This window comes from Desulfitobacterium dehalogenans ATCC 51507 (assembly GCF_000243155.2).
In the GTDB taxonomy this organism is placed as follows: Bacteria; Bacillota; Desulfitobacteriia; order Desulfitobacteriales; family Desulfitobacteriaceae; genus Desulfitobacterium; species Desulfitobacterium dehalogenans.
The window spans coordinates 4,180,281-4,197,741 of the sequence record NC_018017.1 but is presented as its reverse complement, the minus strand read 5'-3'; the positions used below and the strand labels follow the sequence as shown (position 1 = coordinate 4,197,741).

Below are 17,461 nucleotides of genomic sequence, written 5' to 3'. Positions count from 1 at the left end.
TATCTTCACCCATTGAGGGTGGCGGGTACTCGTGTTGGGCTTATTGGTTGCCTTCCTCACCCATTAGTCGTTGCACCTTCCAAGCTACTTTCAGGCTTCGCTTGGCTCGGCTCAGAGTTGCCATAGCATAAATGCCTTAGGTTTTCTCTGAATTCTCCCGCTTTATTACCCAATTATTACTAATCAGGAGGGCAAAGTTTCACCCCAGGTACCAGACATCACTCTTTTTGCACTATCCATTTATTCATTTCCTCCTTAAATCACAATATCCAGGTTGATATCCTCGATAGCATCCAGAATTTTGATGCTGGCTTTGAGATAGACCTTATCCCCGGTGTTAGCCTCCTTGATGTCCTGTTCGGACTGAGCAGAGGTATCCACTCCCGCAGCCTGCAGATAAGCCTCCTGAGCCTCTATGTCGATACCCACCGAGCTGCTCCCTGCCTGCAGAATCCCGTCCAGCTCCAATTGAGCGAAATAGCCGCTGATTGCTGTAATCAGCAGGCATTTATTATCGTAACTATTGGCATATTTGCCGATATAGTTATCCTGAGCGGTCATCTTGATATCGTTGCGGATCATATCCACGGCTTCCACAATCTTGATCTTCTTAAAAATCTCTCCTTTGCTAGGGTTAGTCGTTTGCAGGCTGTTCACTCCCCGCCCGACTTTCACTTTCTCTCCATCGTGGAAGACAATAAACTCCCCATGGTCGATTGCTGTATCCATGTCCCCTTTGGCCAGTCTGGTCACGTCGGTAATTTCAGGCAATGGGGCATAAGTGCAGCTGATGGTCAGGGGAGTACCGGCGATTAACCCGGCGATTCGTGAGCAATATCCTGGGGCATCGTAGGTATCTTCACCCACTTTAATGCCAGCAGTTGTGAAGTTGATAACACTTTCGCTATCCTCTGCCTTATGGGGCAGAACAGTTTTAGGTGTCAATCCGTTGGCGCGCTGAGCGGCTACCCATGAGGTAATCTCTGTCGCCTGGGCAGCAGTGCAGTCCGGGGGACCTACGACATAATCAAAGGTCTGCGTAGCCAAATGGCTTAAAGCGGCGGCAAGATTCTCAGCCGTGTCAGGCAGCACATAGACAAGCACCTTGCGCGGCGGGTGCACATAGCCCAAAAATGTGCGGCTGATATAATCCTTATTCAGTGTTCCCAGGGTTGCGGGGATCTGGGTTACATTGGTTAGTACATGCATCCCTTGAGCTGTCTGGGCAGCGTCCTTCAAAATAATGGCAACAATCCCCTTTTGCGAGCGTTTAATAGCTGCAGCAGCCGTTGTCTTAAATTTAATATTGATGTTTGGGAGTCCCAATGTTTATTCCTCCTTTATGGTCGTATAGACCTCTTTCATTAATGGCGTTATATTCCGTCCGTCTGAACGATCCTCAAAGTATTCAAACTGCAGATCCACATAGGCTTGATCAGCGTTGCGGCCTCCTGGGCTGGCCGCGACAGAGATTTTTCTATCTTGGACGGACAGATACCCGGCTCGGAAAAGATCAAGCACACCTTGCTGGATCAATAAGAGATTGGTCGTATTGCCAGGATCATCATCCGTGATATCAAAGCAAGTAATCGTAAAATAGACCGTCTCTTGAACTGTCTTACAATTCACGGGGGAACGGTCTGCCGTCACAAGTTCAATCATGAAGCTGGGACGCTCTAAGGGCTCAGGGTGGAGATCCATGGTGATCGTATGGTCAGGGTAGTTCTCCGCCAAAAGCTGCTGGATTCCAGCCATAATGTGAATACTGTTTAAAATGTTGCTCCCCCCTCAATGCGCTTTCCTATATTCTCCGCAAATTTCTGGGCTAAACGGAGCGCTTTTACTTCGATAATGATCGAGGGGGTGCGCTCACCTGCCTCTTCAGGCAGTTTCCTCAGATCTTCAAGAAGCTTATGGTGAGCCTGGGGCAATTCCCTCTCTACCGCATATAAGTCGCTGGTGAAAGCGGCGACTTCACTCTTATTTACGCTCACACCTTGCCTCGCCTCCTTTCTTTTGATCTTTATACTAATTAGCCGTCTTTCTCTACCTTGGGCCCCTTGGCCGGCGTCATGCCGACTTCGCCGGAGCTATTCGTCTGTACTCAACGGTCCATATGAAGTTGCCAAAGAACAAAGGATGTTGAAAAAGAGCCTAGACATTGACATGCGTCTGAAAATATTCTAATATTAAAGCATGCCACAAACGCAAAGTTTGGTTGAGTAACCAAATTTTTCAATAACCCAAGCTGTTGGGATCATACTATCTGAAAATTATACGCAAGTCAATAGTGTATCTGAATATTTTACGTAAATATTTTCCTGGAGGTGCTCTTTTTTGTTAGAAAAGATTCAGAGTCTGTGCAAGACTCACAAGATAACTTTAACTCAGCTGGAAAGAGAGCTTGGCTTTGGGCGGGGGGCCCTATACAAATGGACCAAAAGTTTTCCGACTGCAGACAACCTTCAAAAAGTCGCAGATTTCTTTAAGGTATCTACGGATTATTTGTTGGGAATCTCTCCCTTCACCAATGCCAAAGAAGCGGGATGTTCGATTCGTGTTGCCGGAATGAAAGCAGCCCTTGATAGTCCTCAAAATAAGAAGCTTATCTGGGATGCAGCCAGGATTAATATTGATTCAGGTTTTTGGTTCAAAGACAGTACAAGAAAATACATAGAAAGTCTGCTCAAAAAAGAAGCGTTTACCGATGTTGAATATTACGACCTAAGCCTTTTTGTGGTTTGGGAGCTGATCTTACCCCCCGATTTCAGGGAGAATACTCCGGTTGTTTTTGTCCTCTGGGGGCAAAGTATTACTTTCTATCTTGATTACTGGTCTATCCCCAAACTCACCATTGAGGATAAAGAAAGTAAGATCTTCTACAAAGAAGGTCTCGACGATGTTAATGGAGAAGTTTCTGACGAGTACACCCTGTCCGAATTCACTGACAGGCCCACGAGATACTTAGCCACTGAAAGGGTAGAAGAACAAGACGCTTTGACCGGTAGCTACGAACCTGAAACCATAGCCGCTCATCACGACGGGGAGGAGTGGACCGACGAGGAGTTAGCGGAAATCGAAAGGTTTAAGGAGTTTGTGCGATCTAAAAAGCGGGATAAATAGAGGTGATAGATATGACTTTGTACGAAACCCTTTGCGCTGAGCTGGCTCAACAGGAAGTTGGAGTTTATGAAGTCTCTCTGCTGCCCAGAATCAAAGGCTTATATAGCGATAAAATAATCTGGCTTAACCGAAACATAGAGACAGAACGGGAAAAAGCCTGTACCCTTGCCGAAGAGCAGGCCCACTATCTTACTTCAGTGGGAGATATTCTGGACCAGCATAAAATAAGGAATCGGAAGCAAGAGAGATTAGCCAGACGCATGGCCTATGAAAAACTAATCCCCCTCCGGAGCTTTGTAGGGGCTTACAGAGAGGGGATCAGGAGCAGATATGAATTTGCTGAATATATGGATGTGACGGAAGGCTTCTTAGAAGACGCTTTATCTTATTACAAGGAAAAGCACGGTCTGCGGGTTGAGTGGGCGAGTTATCTGATTTGTTTTGAGCCGCTGGAGGTTGTTGAGTTATTTGATGAAGCGTAACCATTACTTTTTTTAATCGTTTCCTGAGATTTATTAATTGCTTATTTACAACTCGCTTATTGCGATAAGCGTAAAAAGTTGTTATGATAAGGAGAAAGAAAAAATAAATATTTAGAAAACGGTGTTATTATTTATATCAGGTATAAATTTTTACTATTTCCAATTCTTTGAAACAACTCTTTGGGTTCAGAAGGGAAGTAAAATGGGCGAACATCGCATGACCGTACTTAAGGCTATGGCTTTCGGGACAAGTATTGCGACCACTCTGGCCGGACTGGTCGGGGGAGGATTTGTGCTGGGGCGTTTTCTTGATCAACGATTCGGTACTCAGCCTTGGCTTTCACTTCTTTTGATGATCCTGGGTTTGGTATTGGGAGGGTGTTATTTGGTTGTTACACTGAGAAAGTTTGGCGTTATGGATGACAAAAAATAATTTAATCCTCCTGCTGGTAGGAACTTCTTTCATTCTTATGGGAGTGGCAGTGACGGGGAATTCCAATCTTTTAGGTGCACTTCCGGGCTATGTACTAGGTTTTTTGCTTACTTTTTGGCTACATAGGGATACTCTGCGCAGCGTGGATGACGAATTGGTTATCGCGATTAGACGTATGCGTCGGAGTTTTTTTGCGCGTTTGGGAATGATAACTTTGGTGGTCGTTGCAGTAGGTCGATTCCAAGCGACCTGGCTGTTTCCTTTGGCTTTGGGGATAGCCCTGGGCCTTGTGGTCTCTCTTTTGGCAAGTATTAAGCAAATTTCTAACAGTGGAAAGGGGTGAATTGATAGACAATGCATGAAACGATATTGTGGGAAATCGGGGGCATGACACTCCATGGCAAAACCCTAATCATGACCTGGATAGTCATGGCGATCATCATAGTTTTTGTACTTTCAGGGGCTCGGCATCTGACCAGCGGTAAGCCGGGAAAAATGCAAAACGTCCTGGAGTGGATGGTTGATTTTGTTCGCAAGCTCATCTCAGATAATATGGACTATGAAAAAGGAAAGCCCCTTCTAGGCTACTTAGTCACTCTGATTTTATTCGTCTTCGCATCCAATATGTTTGGCTTGATTCCGAACTTTACTTTTGGTCTTTTGCATAATGTGGAGTTCGCCAAGTTGAACGATATCTTCGAAGGGCCAGCTTTAATGTCGCCTACCGCCGACATCAACACCACGATGGCTTTAGCCTTGATGACCATGGGTCTAGTCTTCTATATGGGAATAAAACACAAAGGATCTCATTATTTTCATCATTTTTTAGAGCCCCATCCGATATTTTCGCTGATTCACGTCATTGACTTATTGTCCAAGCCAATGACCTTAGCCTTCCGTCTTTTTGGAAATATCTATGCCGGGGAGGTTCTCATCTCCGTAATCCTGATGCTTCCTGGTATTTGGGTATTAGGCGGCATATTGCCTGATGCCATTTGGTTAGCCTTCAGTGTATTTATTGGATCGATCCAAGCCTTCGTCTTTACGGTCTTGACCACAGCCTATGTCGCTCAGGCAGTGGCTGAGGATTGAGAATCGGTATCTGTTCGCGTTTGTTTTCAGTGATGAAATACGCACTGAGGAATAATACTTAAAATTCTATCGGGGAAATAAGAAAGGAGGAAACTCTGTGGACGTATCTGCTGCTGCTGCACTTGGTGCAGGGATTGCTGCTGGATTAGCAGCCCTCGGAGCTTCACTTGGTAATGGTAGTGTTATCACGAAAACTGTGGAAGGTATTGCTCGTCAGCCTGAAGCTAAAGGGGCTCTGCAATCCACCATGTTTATCGGTGTCGGTCTGATCGAGGCGTTGCCTCTTCTGACCTGGGTGCTTGCCTTACTTCTCATGTTTACAAAGTAGTCTGCAATACATGGGCGAGATCTTAAGTCCCAGCCCGTCAAGAACAAGGGGGAACACTAAGTTCCCCCTTGAAAAAATCATCGATGGACACGACTTGAGAGGGGGGTAAATATTGAATCCCATACATTTTGATTTAACATTGGTCGTCCAGGTCTTATCTTTTTTGCTCTTGGTTTATATTCTCAGACGATTCGCTTGGAATCCCCTCATCACTATGATGGAGGAGCGCCGCAATCAGATTGAGGCTAACATCGCCAATGCAGAAAAAGAGCGCCTGCAGGCTGAACAAATAAAGCGCGAATATCAGGAAGAAATGCGCAAAGCCCGTCAAGAAGCTCAGGAAGTCATTGCTAAAGCAACCAAACTGAGCGAGCAGCGAGCTGCCGAGATTCTCGCGGTTGCCCATGGCGAAGCCGAAAAGATTAAACAGGCGGCTTTGGCTGATATTGAACGGGAACGGGATCGGGCCATTGCTCAGGTCCAAGCACAAGTCGCCGATTTATCTGTGGCTGTCGCCGAAAAAATTATTCGTAAGAACCTGGACATCAGTGGCCAGGAAGGTATGATTGAGCAATTTATTCAAGAAGTAGGGGAATTGCCATGTTAAAGGGAGCGATAGCTCAGCGGTATGCCCAAGCCTTGTTTGATATCGCCGTCCAAGAAAATTTGGATGGTATCGAGGCTGAACTTCAGGAGCTGACACAGTGTGTTGAACAGAATGCTGAGGTAGCCCACGTCCTTTACCATCCGCATATTTCTCTTTCCGAGAAGAAAGATCTGATGAATAAAATTTTCGCTGGCCAATTAAGTGTTACTGTGCGAAATTTCCTCAACCTGCTGATCGACCGAAGAAGGCAAAACTACCTCACTGAGATTGCCCGGGTATTTGCACGCCTTGCTGACGAAGCCCGCAATATTGTGGAAGCTAAAGTTTCTAGTGCAATTCCCCTGAGTGAGACTCAAGAGCAGCGTTTGCATCAGGAATTGGTCCGCATGACAGGTAAGAATGTACGGATGGTTAAGGAAGTGCGTCCGGAGCTGATCGGCGGTGTCATGATTCAGATTGGTGACCGTGTGATGGATGGAACCGTGGCCTTTAAATTACAGAGGATTCGCCAAAGCCTCAGCCACGCTTAGAAGGGTCGAGAGAACCTCAAAAAATAGGGGTGAATAGACGAAGATGAATTTACGTCCAGAAGAAATTAGTTCAATTATAAAACAGCAAATTGAACGTTATGATAGTGCAGTGGAGGTAGTGGATGTAGGTACCGTAATCCAGGTAGGAGACGGAATCGCCCGGGTTCATGGTCTGGAAATGGCTATGGCCGGTGAACTTCTGGAATTCCCCGGAGGAATTTACGGGATGGCCATGAACCTGGAGGAAGATAATATTGGCTGCATTATCCTAGGTAAATTTACTGAGATCAGAGAAGGGGACCAAGTGAAGCGGACAGGTCGTATTGTGGAAGTTCCCGTAGGGGAAGCCATGATTGGCCGCGTTGTCAATGCTCTCGGTCAACCCATTGACGGAAAAGGCGAAATCAAAGCCGATAAATTCCGTCCTATTGAAAGCACTGCCCCGGGAGTAGTCTATCGGAAATCCGTTCATGAACCACTCCAAACGGGACTCAAATCCATTGATGCGATTGTTCCCATTGGCCGCGGCCAGCGGGAGCTGATCATTGGTGACCGGCAAACCGGTAAAACAGCGGTAGCCGTGGATACCATCATCAATCAAAAAGGCAAGGATGTCATTTGTATCTATGTCGCTGTAGGACAAAAAGCTTCCACGGTTGCCGGGGTGGTAAAAACCCTGGAAGATCATGGCGCGATGGATTACAGCATCGTGGTTTCGGCCACGGCCTCCGAGCCTGCCCCCATGCTTTATATCGCACCCTATTCAGGATGCGCCATGGGTGAAGAATTCATGTACAACGGCAAGCACGTTCTGATCATCTATGATGATTTGACCAAGCAAGCCGCTGCTTACCGTGAATTGTCCTTGCTTTTGAAACGTCCTCCCGGCCGTGAAGCTTATCCCGGAGACGTCTTCTATCTCCATTCCCGTCTGCTTGAACGGGCTGCCAAACTCTCCCCGGATTTGGGCAGCGGTTCCATGACCGCCCTTCCCATTATTGAGACTCAAGCGGGAGACGTTTCGGCTTACATTCCTACCAACGTTATTTCCATCACCGACGGCCAGATCTTCCTGGAGACTGACCTTTTCAACGCCGGCTTCCGTCCGGCCATTAACGTCGGGATTTCCGTATCCCGGGTTGGTGGCTCCGCACAGATTAAGGCTATGAAACAGGTGGCCGGACAATTGCGCTTGGATTTGGCTCAGTATCGTGAGCTGGCGGCTTTTGCCCAATTTGGCTCCGATTTGGATAAGATTACCCAAATGCGTCTCACCCGCGGTGAGCGTATGATGGAAATCCTCAAGCAAAAACAATATGAGCCCATGGTCGTTGAAGAGCAGGTCGTTGTTCTCTATGCAGCGGTTAAAGGCTTCTTGGACGATATCCCGGTGGATAAAATCAAGAGCTTTGAAGAAGAGTATCTGCGCACCATGCGCACCACCAAAGCTGATCTCCTCGCGAGAATCCGCACAGAAAAAGCCCTTAACGATGAGTTGAATGCTGAAATTGAAAAGGCAATCATTGAAGTTAAGGAAGGTTTCTTAGGGTAAGTTTTTCACCCATAAGACGTTTCATGCGGAAGAGCGAATAAAGGGGGTAGGTGAACCAGGTGGCAAATGTACGTGATATACGACGCAGGATTCGTGGCGTACGGAATATGCAGCAGATTACTAAGGCTATGAAAATGGTGGCTGCATCTAAATTACGTAAAGCTCAGGAAAAGGTCATCGCTGCCCGCCCTTATGCCCGTCAATTGCAAGAAGTTCTAGCACGTCTTGCTCAGGATCAAGCGGATGCAACTCATCCCCTCTTAATCGAGCGACCTGTACAGCGGGTAGGCTATATCATCATTACCTCTGATCGAGGCCTCTGCGGAGGGTATAATGCGAACCTGATCCGGATGACCAATAGTTTGATTGCCGAAGAAACTCACGACGTAAGACTCGTTGCCGTTGGACGCAAAGGGAGAGACTTCTACCGTCGTGGCAAGATTGAGACCATTGCCGAATTCGTAGGGCTAGGCGATAACCCATCCTATGGACAGGCTAAGGAAATTGCTCAAGAGGTGATCGGTCTTTACGAAAGTGGAGAATTGGATGAAGTTTATCTTCTCTATAACGAATTCATCAGTGCAATTTCCCAACGTCCCACTCGGATCAAGCTTCTTCCCATTGAAAAGCCTAAGCAGGTGTCCAACACGGAGTATATTTTTGAACCCTCCGCCGAGGAGATTCTAACCACTCTCCTTCCGAAATATGTGGAAACTCAAGTATTCCGCACCTTGCTCGAAGGCAAAGCCAGTGAGATGGGAGCACAGATGACCGCGATGGGTGCTGCAACGGACAACGCGAAAGAGATGATTGAGCGGCTGACCCTGCAGATGAATCGTGCTCGCCAAGCGGCGATTACCACGGAAATTTCCGAAATTGTCGGGGGCGCCAGCGCTCTTGAATAATCCAAGGCCAAAACGCAAAAAGGAGGTTTCTCGCCTGTGAATATCGGCAAAATCGTGCAAATCATGGGAGCGGTAGTTGACGTTGAGTTTGCTTCCGAGGCACTGCCAGAGATTTATAGTGCTGTTAAAGTCACGGTTCCCGAGAAGAAGATCGATCTCACCCTTGAGGTCGCTCAGCACTTGGGCAATAATACAGTACGCTGTGTGGCCATGTCTTCTACCGACGGCCTGCAGCGGGGCATGGCAGCTCTCAATACCGGTGCTCCCATTACCGTACCTGTAGGACCGGCGACTTTAGGGCGTATTTTTAATGTTCTAGGACATGCCATTGACAATGGGGAAGAAGTCCACACGGACACCTCTTACCCCATCCATAGACCTGCTCCAGCCTTTGTGGATCAAGATCCTTCAACGGTCATGCTGGAAACAGGGATTAAGGTTATTGACTTATTAGCCCCCTACTCCAAAGGGGGTAAGATCGGACTCTTCGGCGGTGCGGGTGTAGGTAAAACCGTATTGATCCAAGAGCTCATCAATAATATCGCCATGGAGCACGGCGGTCTCTCCGTTTTCGCCGGCGTCGGCGAGCGGACCCGTGAAGGAAACGACCTTTGGAACGAGATGAGAGAGTCTGGGGTTATCGACAAAATGGCCATGGTTTTTGGCCAGATGAATGAACCCCCTGGCGCCCGTTTACGGGTAGGACTGACCGGATTGACCATGGCGGAATACTTCCGTGATGTGCAAAACCAAGACGTGCTGCTCTTTATCGATAATATCTTCCGCTTTACCCAAGCAGGTTCTGAGGTTTCCGCCCTGCTGGGACGGATGCCGTCTGCGGTGGGTTATCAACCTACCCTGGCCACCGAAATGGGTGCTCTTCAAGAGCGTATTACTTCGACACGGAACGGCTCCATCACCTCCGTACAGGCTATTTACGTGCCTGCGGATGACTTGACTGACCCTGCTCCGGCTACCGCCTTCGCTCACTTGGATGCGACCACGGTTCTTAACCGTGCAATCTCTGAGAAAGGGATTTATCCTGCGGTGGACCCCTTGGATTCCAACTCGCGGATTCTTTCCCCGCAAATTCTTGGTGAAGAGCATTATCAAGTGGCCCGCGATGTCCAGCAGATTCTGCAAAAGTATAAAGAACTTCAAGATATTATCGCCATTCTTGGTATGGATGAGCTTTCTGAAGATGAGAAACTCGTCGTGTCCCGTGCCCGCCGGATTGAGCGCTTCCTGTCTCAGCCTTTCCACGTGGCTGAAGTATTTACAGGATCACCTGGTAAATATGTTCCGATTAAGGAAACCATCCGTGGGTTTAAGGAAATCGTGGAAGGAAAACACGATAACCTACCGGAGGCAGCTTTCCACATGGTGGGAACCATTGAAGAAGCTATCGAAAAAGCCAAAGCATTGGGGGCATAATTATGGCAGGGACGTTTACACTCCGTGTCGTTTCCCCGGAAGGCAATGTGCTTAAAGAAGAGGCGGAATTTGTGGTACTACCCGGGGGAAACGGTGAAATCGGGATTTTGCCTAATCACGCACCTTTGATTTCCTCCATCGGGATTGGAGTCATTCGCTACACAGTCAATGGCAAAGTACAAAAAATAGCCACCTCCGGCGGATTCGTTGAAGTATCGGATAATAAGGTAACCGTTTTAGCCGATACGGCGGAACCCGGTGAAAAGGTTGATCTGGATCGTGCTTTAGCAGCTAAGGAAAGAGCCGAAAAACGCCTGGCCCAGAGAGAAGGAATCGATATCCGACGTGCTGAGCTGGCCCTCTTACGTGCTGTGGCACGGATCAATGCAACCGAGGATTAGTAGGTTTATTATCTATGTCATCATCCGATTGAAAAAGAGGTTGTCTCTAAATCAGAGTAAAACCGGTTTTACTCATCTGAGGCAACCTCTTTTTGATGCAGTTTTCGTGTAGATTGTGTTAATTGACTTGTCTCGTGATAAGGGTGCAGACTCCTAAGGGGTCTATAGGCAGGAGGTAAATTTTCATGTTGGATTTAGAGAAAACAAGAGAAAAAATCATTGCTTTAAATGAGTCAGATGCTAAAAGCATTTTAATGCTTACAGCCGCCAATCTTCAGATGGTGAGCAATGAAAATGGTGGTTTTACCAGTGATAATTGTGTAGATACATTAATAAAGTTATTTAATAGCATCCCTGAACCTAAAAGGTAAAAGGAAAATCATAATTAAAGTGGCAACTATTTGAAAAAGCTATATAATATAACCTTCTTCCTATATTGGAAAGAGCAATAATTGACACAAAACAGTGTTGTGATAAATATACCGGCGAAGAATATTTTTATTTCCTTAGAAAAAACCGTTATCTTTTTGAGGCTTTGGCAAAACTAGAATTAGAAATAGCAGAAAGCTGAACGAGAAGATAAGGTGTGAGGATATGATAAAGAAGGTTCCCTTGACTTATTTCCCGGAAACCCCCTTAAACACCCGGCTACTCATCGTATTATTAGGAGTTATCGTATTTGTCCATGCTTTCATTGCGGATAATTCATCTTCTCTATTTGCAAAACCGGGGGATAAAAATCCATTACTACTAAGTACAGGGTTATTGGAAGCTCAGGAGGCGGAATTGCGGGTCATTCTTTGGTTTGAAAAGGGTAAACCCCAAAAGAACTTTCTAAAGAAGCTGCCCCGAGAGAATTGGGTATGGCAGGAGTCTCATCCCTCCAATTCAATAGGTACGGGCTACTCCCTTGCAGGATATACTAGAATTAATCAAGAGTCGGAACAGGCCATTTTTTTATGGTATCAAAGCTTGGTAGAAGATGCCAGAGAATCAGGTGGCAACGCTTATCTTGACGAAAGAGTCCCGGAAGGGATGGATATAGCTCAATATGCTTTGAAACAGAATATTCTTCCCCGGCAATTCTCCCTATCCGAGGGTGTTTTTTCAGTGGTAGGCTGGCAGGAATCCTCTCTGCCGCAGGTTGCCGCGGGTAACGATAAAGTCAATATTCAAGTGATTAGTCAAGGGTATGGGCAAGGGAAAACCGCCCTTGCTATACCGGTCTTGCTGGAAGAATTTTAAATCGTGACTAAACCCGATGATATAGCAGGAAATCGGGATGCTTGAGGAGAATATAAGCAGGTCGGATAAGTTTTTTACAAATCCGTAGGATTTGTTGCCCTATAGATAGTTTTATGTAATTGGGGGTGCCTGAACACTTGAGCAAAATTATTGTTGCTGGCGGTAGTTCCTTAGAAGGGAAAATCACCGTAAGCGGAGCAAAAAACGCAGTATTGCCTTTAATTGCTGCCAGCTTGTTATCTCCGGAGCCTATACGCATTGACGATGCCCCGCATTTGCTGGATGTAGACGTCATGTGTCAGGTCATAGGAGCATTTGGCGCATCAGTACGGCGAGAAGGATCGCAATTGTATATAAATACACCGGAAATCACCAGTCTTGAAGCACCACATGATTTGGTGTCCCAAATGAGAGCCTCCATCGTCACCATGGGACCGGTACTGGCCAGAACGGGTAGAGTACGGATCTCTCACCCTGGAGGGTGTGCCATCGGTTCACGACCGATTAATTGGCATCTCAAGGGCCTGGAAGCCTTAGGCGCGGAAATTCGCATGGATCATGGCTATCTGGATGTAAGCGCGACCAAATTAAAGGGAGCCCGTATTTACTTGGATTTCCCCAGCGTGGGTGCGACAGAAAACATTATGATGGCTGCAGTCGGTGCCGAGGGAACCACTTTTATTGAAAATGCTGCCCAAGAACCGGAGATTATTGACTTGGCCAATTTTCTAAACCAGATGGGTGGGAAGGTCCGGGGGGCCGGGACCAGTGTGATTCGTATCGAAGGTGTTCAAGAGTTACATGGTGCCAATCACACTGTTATACCAGATCGCATCGAAGCAGGCAGCTATCTGCTGATGGCCGCTGCCGCCGGCGGAGATATCTTTGTTCAAAATGTGATCGCTGATCACTTGAAACCCCTTCTGGCCAAGATGGAAGAGGCGGGGGTATATCTTCGTGAGGTGGATGATGGAATCCGTGTGGTAGGTGAAGGTGTCTATAATGCTGTTGATATTAAGACACAAGTTCATCCGGGGTTCCCGACAGATCTTCAGGCTCCTTTCTTATCCTTCTTAACCCGGGCTAATGGGACAGGAATGGTTACGGAGACCGTGTTTGAAAATCGCTTCATGCATGTGGATGAGCTCAAACGGATGGGTGCCGACATCAAAATCGAAGGCCGTAGTGCCATCATCCAAGGAAATTCAAATTTAACTGCCGCCCCTGTAACCGCTACCGACTTGCGTGCAGGTGCAGCTCTTATCCTTGCCGCTTTGACAGCAGATGGCGAAACAGAGATCCAAGGGGTTCACCATATCGACCGCGGCTATGAGTATATTGTGGAGAAATTAGCTGGAATTGGTGCTCAGATTCGTAGAGAATAAACTATGATTTGTGAGTATTGAATTGATTTAAGGAGCTAAGCATACTGCCCTTATCAGGTAATGGAGTGTATCAAAAGATATTGATACACTCCATTTATCATTAAATCGATATAAATTTCTCAGACATAGGTGCAACCCCTTTCTTGGTAGATGGTGTGTGGTAACTTTATCTTTCCAAGCGGGTGCTTCTATGTCCTTTTTTAAAATGCAAAGTCTTAATTTTCGAAATTGATGATACCTTATCTATCGAAAGTAGCAAAAAAAACTGATAAATGATAATATGAACAAGCAAGAATTTTATAACCATATAACAGTTTGTGGTTGAACGAACATGTTGTGGAGTGATTATTATTTTGGAGAATACTCATCAGAGCGTCAATTTTCTTAAAGAGATATCAAATCTTCTGGTTCGTTCACCGAGCTGTAGTTGTGTACTCAGTGACGTTTTAGAGCTGATTACTGATTTTTGGCAAGCAGAAGAAGTGACCATAGTAATCAAGAGCAAACAAGGTGAATTTCTACCTATAGCAGGCGTGACAGGGAAGACTCCCCAGTATATGTTAAGTTTACCTAAAACAATTTTTTTGAGTACGATGGAGGGACAAGCAGAGAAAATCAGTTGTAAGAAGGTTAAGGGCAAGTTATTGTTATCTGATGAAGGGAATTACTATCTTATTTTTATCCCATTATGGACGTCAAATAAGATTATAGGAATATTCGCCTTATTAACAGAAAAGAAAAATATAGATGCTGAACTTGATTTAACAATTTTAGAGGTTATCACAAATCAAATAGGGTTCTCCCTGGAAAAAGAATTCTACAAAGAAAAAACAGATTCTTCAGAAATGAGATTCGACTCGATTATCAATAGCCTCAATGAAGGAATCATTATGCTACAGGATAAAGTAGTATATTGTAATTCCAAGGCTTTCGAATTGTTAAGAATGAATAACTCATACGCAAATAAAGAGATTGATCAATTTTGTGCTCATTTAGTTAAGATTAGCAAGAATCCTTCCAATACTATTATATATTTGGAAACCTTCCTTTTAGCGAATAGCTTTTATTATTTTACAATAGAGACTAGAGATAATCGCTTTTTAAAGTTTTCTAAATTTGATGTGCAAAACGTCTCCGGTGAAACCCTTTGTAAAGGACTGCTTTTAAGCGATGTAACTGAATATAAAGAAAAAGAAAGATTTAAAGATACCCTAATATCTATACTAAGCCATGAGCTTAAAACACCATTAACTATTATAAACGGGAATGCTACTTCTTTACTTAGAACGGATATCCGATGGGAAGAAGCTGATCGACAGGAGTTTTTGAAAGAAATTTCCGAAGAGTGTCATAGACTTAATGACATGGTTGGTGAACTATTGGCGATCTCCTTAATCAATGCGAAAAAATATCAGCTACATAAGAGATTCATAACCATTGGCAGTTTTACTGATAAGGTCTATAGAACAATTTCCAGAGCATATGCCAAGCAGGGTAACATTACATTTACAGTCAAGAATAAGGATGACGTTTTTGAAATCGACGAACAAAAAGTTCAACAAGTGATACAGAATTTAATCGATAATGCAGTCAAATATGGTCCCAGACATGTAAAAGTGAATGTATATGTAAAAAGGGAAGGGGATCGAGTCCTGTTTATCATAAAAGATAATGGACCAGGTATTTCTAAAGATGCATTAGATAAAATTTTTCAACAATACTATCAGGTCAAACCGGAAAGAACCTCAATTAATAAGGGTAGTGGACTAGGATTAAGTATATGTAAAGGAATCGTCGAGGCTCACGGAGGGAGCATTTGGGCTGAAAGTACCTTAGGTAAAGGAAGTGATTTTTGTTTTACGCTACCTGTAAATAAAGTCAAAGTTGGTGATTATTTTGAGTAAAAAAGTACTAATAGCCGAAGATGAACCCAAAATCTTGAGATTCATGCGTGCTAACCTTGAAGTCAGCAATTATGTAGTATACACGGCGGGAGATGGGGAAGATGCATTAAGGAAGTATGAGCAGTTTTTACCAGATATTATTCTTTTGGATATCATGCTCCCTAAATTGGAAGGCTATCAGGTTCTGCGGGAAATACGCCAATTTTCGGATGTTCCAGTAATTCTAATCTCAGCCAAACAAAATGTTTCAGATAAAGTGAAAGGGTTGGAATTAGGAGCAGATGACTACATCGTAAAGCCCTTTGATATAACGGAGATGCTGGCCAGAGTGAAAGCTGTTTTGAAAAGAACAATGACAGATAAACCAGATAAAAATCCAGATATGGTTATTGGAAGCTTAATGATTAGCTTAGGAACTCATACTGTTAAAGTGAATTCTGTAGATATAAAGCTAACACCCACTGAATATAAGCTTCTGGTTCTTTTAGCAAAAGACAGAGGTTGTGTTTTAACTCACACTGACTTATTAACTAAGATCTGGGGTGCTCAATACAGCGAGGAAACCCATTACGTAAGGGTTTGTATAGCGAGAATCAGACAAAAGATTGATATTCCTGAGGGACAACCCGGTTATATCCATACAGTTCAAATGGTCGGGTATATGATGTTATAAGGAGGAAACAAATGCGTATCCAAAGGCTTAATACCTCAGCTGCAGAACTCCATGAAATTGATCAGAACTATTCAAGATATAATCAGAAACACAATATTTTTATACGATTATTTTGGGATGAAGAAATAAAAAGGTTAGAGCATGCAAGACAGAAGAATGCTGAACAATACTCAAAAGATAATAAGCCTGGATACTCGAAATTCGACAAAGCATTTTTGGCCGGAACTATGAATTTTATGAGGGAGAAGATCGTTCAGAATATCCATATATGTGATCAGGAATTCAATGCTTGGAACGGTGAGAAGGGCACTAAAGAAGAAGGAATGGACATTTTCACATTGACAAAAGCAATAAAAAAAGCAGCTAAAATGTACGGTGCATGTGCTGTAGGAATAGCCCCATTAGATCGTAGGTGGGTATATTCTCATTGGTATGACTTACAAACAAGGCAAAGTTATCCGATACAGTTTTCCGATGAAGCTCCAGAATATAACCGTATACAGGAGCCCACTCTTTTAGAGAATAAAGTTAGAGTTATTCCAGCAAGTATGAAGACAGCGATTGTCATGTTATTTGAAATGGACCCAGGGTGTCTGAAGTATTCCCCAACCCTACTCCCCTATGCCAATGGCCGTTTTGTATACTCCGAAATGTGTCTGACTACCAATAGTCTAGCTGGATTAATCAGAGAATTGGGCTATAATGCGATACCGAGTGTGAATTGTACAGCTCTTAATATTCCATTGGCCATAGATGCCGGTTTAGGGCAGATCGGTAGAAATGGCAAGCTCATTAATCCTTATCTTGGAACCCGTATTCGAATTGCTAAAGTTATTACTGATTTACCTCTGGACTGTGATCAGCCCATTGATTTTGGAGTGAATGAGTTCTGTGAAGCGTGCAGAAAATGCGCGAGAAAATGCCCTGCCGGTGCTATCCCGTCTGATTCAAAAGTGTGTTCAGGAATGGATGAGTTGAGCAATGACGGGTACTTAAGATGGGCAATAGATCACAAGAAATGTTTTTGCTATTGGAGTGAGTGTGGAACAAATTGTAATATCTGCATTACCGTTTGTTCTTACAATAGAGGATATAAATGGACAAAGAGTATCCTGAATTCCAGTAAGGAGAGCAGTACTTTGGTTGATAATCTGCTGGACTCCCTCGATGATTGTGGACCGGATGTTTTTGATCCCGAGGCAAGCTTTTGGCTCAACAGTTAACATGTCCGGAATTTTTATATAATTTTTATATTTGGCTGGAAAAATTGATCTCGTTTTGAGATATTAATTGACCCCCTTGTGATAAGATTTGCATATAAGAGTTTTATACTTTTTGAGCAAAGACTAAAGTATAGGGGGCTAAAA

The 17,461-nt window shown here is 44.6% G+C and carries 21 protein-coding genes; 18 read left to right on the top strand and 3 right to left on the bottom strand.

The features are described 5' to 3' along the window. Window positions 1–255: 255 nt before the first annotated feature. From DESDE_RS20020 to DESDE_RS20010, 3 genes are read right to left on the bottom strand one after another with little or no spacing between them, the layout of a single operon-like run. Window positions 256–1,326 (bottom strand): phage tail sheath C-terminal domain-containing protein, encoded by a 1,071-nt coding sequence (locus DESDE_RS20020; RefSeq protein WP_014795847.1) that lies wholly within the window; start codon window positions 1,324–1,326, stop codon window positions 256–258. A 3-nt stretch (window positions 1,327–1,329) separates the two neighbouring features. Continuing rightward, the gene (locus DESDE_RS20015; protein WP_014795846.1) at window positions 1,330–1,755 is read right to left on the bottom strand and encodes a phage tail terminator family protein; all 426 of its coding nucleotides are present in this window, start codon (window positions 1,753–1,755) and stop codon (window positions 1,330–1,332) included. 14 nt (window positions 1,756–1,769) lie between these two features. Further along, on the bottom strand, window positions 1,770–1,994 hold the full coding sequence (locus DESDE_RS20010; protein WP_014795845.1) for a hypothetical protein: 225 nt from the start codon (window positions 1,992–1,994) through the stop codon (window positions 1,770–1,772). A gap of 343 nt (window positions 1,995–2,337) precedes the next feature. Here DESDE_RS20010 and DESDE_RS20005 point away from each other — a divergent pair, with 343 nt between their 5' ends. From DESDE_RS20005 to DESDE_RS19920, 18 genes are all read left to right on the top strand, one after another. Further along, window positions 2,338–3,123, top strand: coding sequence for a helix-turn-helix domain-containing protein (locus DESDE_RS20005; protein WP_014795844.1), 786 nt, complete (start codon window positions 2,338–2,340; stop codon window positions 3,121–3,123). 11 nt (window positions 3,124–3,134) lie between these two features. Further along, on the top strand, window positions 3,135–3,605 hold the full coding sequence (locus DESDE_RS20000) for an ImmA/IrrE family metallo-endopeptidase (protein ID WP_014795843.1): 471 nt from the start codon (window positions 3,135–3,137) through the stop codon (window positions 3,603–3,605). Window positions 3,606–3,807: 202 nt separating this feature from the next. Continuing rightward, a complete protein-coding gene (locus DESDE_RS19995) occupies window positions 3,808–4,038 on the top strand; it encodes an AtpZ/AtpI family protein (protein ID WP_014795842.1) in 231 nt (76 codons plus the stop codon). Continuing rightward, window positions 4,013–4,381 carry a hypothetical protein gene (locus DESDE_RS19990; RefSeq protein ID WP_014795841.1) on the top strand — a complete coding sequence of 123 codons (369 nt, stop codon included), beginning with the start codon at window positions 4,013–4,015 and terminating at the stop codon, window positions 4,379–4,381. Before DESDE_RS19995 ends, DESDE_RS19990 begins: the two co-directional genes overlap by 26 nt. 11 nt (window positions 4,382–4,392) lie before the next feature. Then, window positions 4,393–5,130 (top strand): F0F1 ATP synthase subunit A, encoded by a 738-nt coding sequence (gene atpB, locus DESDE_RS19985; protein ID WP_014795840.1) that lies wholly within the window; start codon window positions 4,393–4,395, stop codon window positions 5,128–5,130. A 97-nt stretch (window positions 5,131–5,227) separates the two neighbouring features. Then, on the top strand, window positions 5,228–5,458 hold the full coding sequence (atpE, locus tag DESDE_RS19980) for a F0F1 ATP synthase subunit C (RefSeq protein WP_005815466.1): 231 nt from the start codon (window positions 5,228–5,230) through the stop codon (window positions 5,456–5,458). Window positions 5,459–5,570: 112 nt separating this feature from the next. Then, a complete protein-coding gene (gene atpF, locus DESDE_RS19975; protein WP_014795839.1) occupies window positions 5,571–6,065 on the top strand; it encodes a F0F1 ATP synthase subunit B in 495 nt (164 codons plus the stop codon). Beyond that, window positions 6,059–6,595, top strand: a complete 537-nt coding sequence (locus DESDE_RS19970) for a F0F1 ATP synthase subunit delta (protein ID WP_014795838.1) — start codon at window positions 6,059–6,061, stop codon at window positions 6,593–6,595. The genes atpF and DESDE_RS19970 overlap by 7 nt, the downstream gene beginning before the upstream one ends. A gap of 43 nt (window positions 6,596–6,638) precedes the next feature. Further along, a complete protein-coding gene (gene atpA / locus DESDE_RS19965) occupies window positions 6,639–8,147 on the top strand; it encodes a F0F1 ATP synthase subunit alpha (RefSeq protein ID WP_014795837.1) in 1,509 nt (502 codons plus the stop codon). A 59-nt stretch (window positions 8,148–8,206) separates the two neighbouring features. Beyond that, window positions 8,207–9,052 (top strand): ATP synthase F1 subunit gamma, encoded by an 846-nt coding sequence (gene atpG / locus DESDE_RS19960; protein ID WP_014795836.1) that lies wholly within the window; start codon window positions 8,207–8,209, stop codon window positions 9,050–9,052. Between the two features lie 36 nt (window positions 9,053–9,088). After that, window positions 9,089–10,486: a F0F1 ATP synthase subunit beta gene (gene atpD, locus DESDE_RS19955; RefSeq protein ID WP_014795835.1), complete on the top strand. Its 1,398-nt coding sequence runs from the start codon at window positions 9,089–9,091 to the stop codon at window positions 10,484–10,486. Between the two features lie 2 nt (window positions 10,487–10,488). Beyond that, window positions 10,489–10,887 (top strand): F0F1 ATP synthase subunit epsilon, encoded by a 399-nt coding sequence (locus tag DESDE_RS19950; RefSeq protein WP_014795834.1) that lies wholly within the window; start codon window positions 10,489–10,491, stop codon window positions 10,885–10,887. A 185-nt stretch (window positions 10,888–11,072) separates the two neighbouring features. Continuing rightward, window positions 11,073–11,258, top strand: coding sequence for a hypothetical protein (locus tag DESDE_RS19945; protein ID WP_014795833.1), 186 nt, complete (start codon window positions 11,073–11,075; stop codon window positions 11,256–11,258). Between the two features lie 223 nt (window positions 11,259–11,481). Further along, window positions 11,482–12,132 carry a hypothetical protein gene (locus DESDE_RS19940; protein ID WP_019851508.1) on the top strand — a complete coding sequence of 217 codons (651 nt, stop codon included), beginning with the start codon at window positions 11,482–11,484 and terminating at the stop codon, window positions 12,130–12,132. A gap of 137 nt (window positions 12,133–12,269) precedes the next feature. Further along, window positions 12,270–13,517: a UDP-N-acetylglucosamine 1-carboxyvinyltransferase gene (gene murA, locus DESDE_RS19935; protein ID WP_014795831.1), complete on the top strand. Its 1,248-nt coding sequence runs from the start codon at window positions 12,270–12,272 to the stop codon at window positions 13,515–13,517. Window positions 13,518–13,834: 317 nt separating this feature from the next. After that, window positions 13,835–15,421, top strand: coding sequence for a sensor histidine kinase (locus DESDE_RS19930; protein ID WP_242831290.1), 1,587 nt, complete (start codon window positions 13,835–13,837; stop codon window positions 15,419–15,421). Beyond that, entirely contained in the window at window positions 15,405–16,094 is a 690-nt protein-coding gene (locus DESDE_RS19925) for a response regulator transcription factor (protein ID WP_014795829.1), read from the top strand. The genes DESDE_RS19930 and DESDE_RS19925 overlap by 17 nt, the downstream gene beginning before the upstream one ends. A gap of 11 nt (window positions 16,095–16,105) precedes the next feature. Then, the gene (locus tag DESDE_RS19920) at window positions 16,106–17,317 is read left to right on the top strand and encodes a reductive dehalogenase (protein WP_014795828.1); all 1,212 of its coding nucleotides are present in this window, start codon (window positions 16,106–16,108) and stop codon (window positions 17,315–17,317) included. Window positions 17,318–17,461: the final 144 nt, after the last annotated feature.

What these genes read in the sequence shown, in the direction of transcription:
- DESDE_RS20015 (WP_014795846.1), bottom strand. Translation starts at nt 1,755, where the DNA reads ATGGCTGGAATCCAGCAGCTTTTGGCGGAGAACTACCCTGACCATACG.
- DESDE_RS20000 (WP_014795843.1), top strand. Translation starts at nt 3,135, where the DNA reads ATGACTTTGTACGAAACCCTTTGCGCTGAGCTGGCTCAACAGGAAGTT.
- DESDE_RS19995 (WP_014795842.1), top strand. Translation starts at nt 3,808, where the DNA reads ATGGGCGAACATCGCATGACCGTACTTAAGGCTATGGCTTTCGGGACA.
- atpB (WP_014795840.1), top strand. Translation starts at nt 4,393, where the DNA reads ATGCATGAAACGATATTGTGGGAAATCGGGGGCATGACACTCCATGGC.
- DESDE_RS19970 (WP_014795838.1), top strand. Translation starts at nt 6,059, where the DNA reads ATGTTAAAGGGAGCGATAGCTCAGCGGTATGCCCAAGCCTTGTTTGAT.
- atpA (WP_014795837.1), top strand. Translation starts at nt 6,639, where the DNA reads ATGAATTTACGTCCAGAAGAAATTAGTTCAATTATAAAACAGCAAATT.
- DESDE_RS19950 (WP_014795834.1), top strand. Translation starts at nt 10,489, where the DNA reads ATGGCAGGGACGTTTACACTCCGTGTCGTTTCCCCGGAAGGCAATGTG.
- DESDE_RS19945 (WP_014795833.1), top strand. Translation starts at nt 11,073, where the DNA reads ATGTTGGATTTAGAGAAAACAAGAGAAAAAATCATTGCTTTAAATGAG.
- DESDE_RS19940 (WP_019851508.1), top strand. Translation starts at nt 11,482, where the DNA reads ATGATAAAGAAGGTTCCCTTGACTTATTTCCCGGAAACCCCCTTAAAC.
- DESDE_RS19920 (WP_014795828.1), top strand. Translation starts at nt 16,106, where the DNA reads ATGCGTATCCAAAGGCTTAATACCTCAGCTGCAGAACTCCATGAAATT.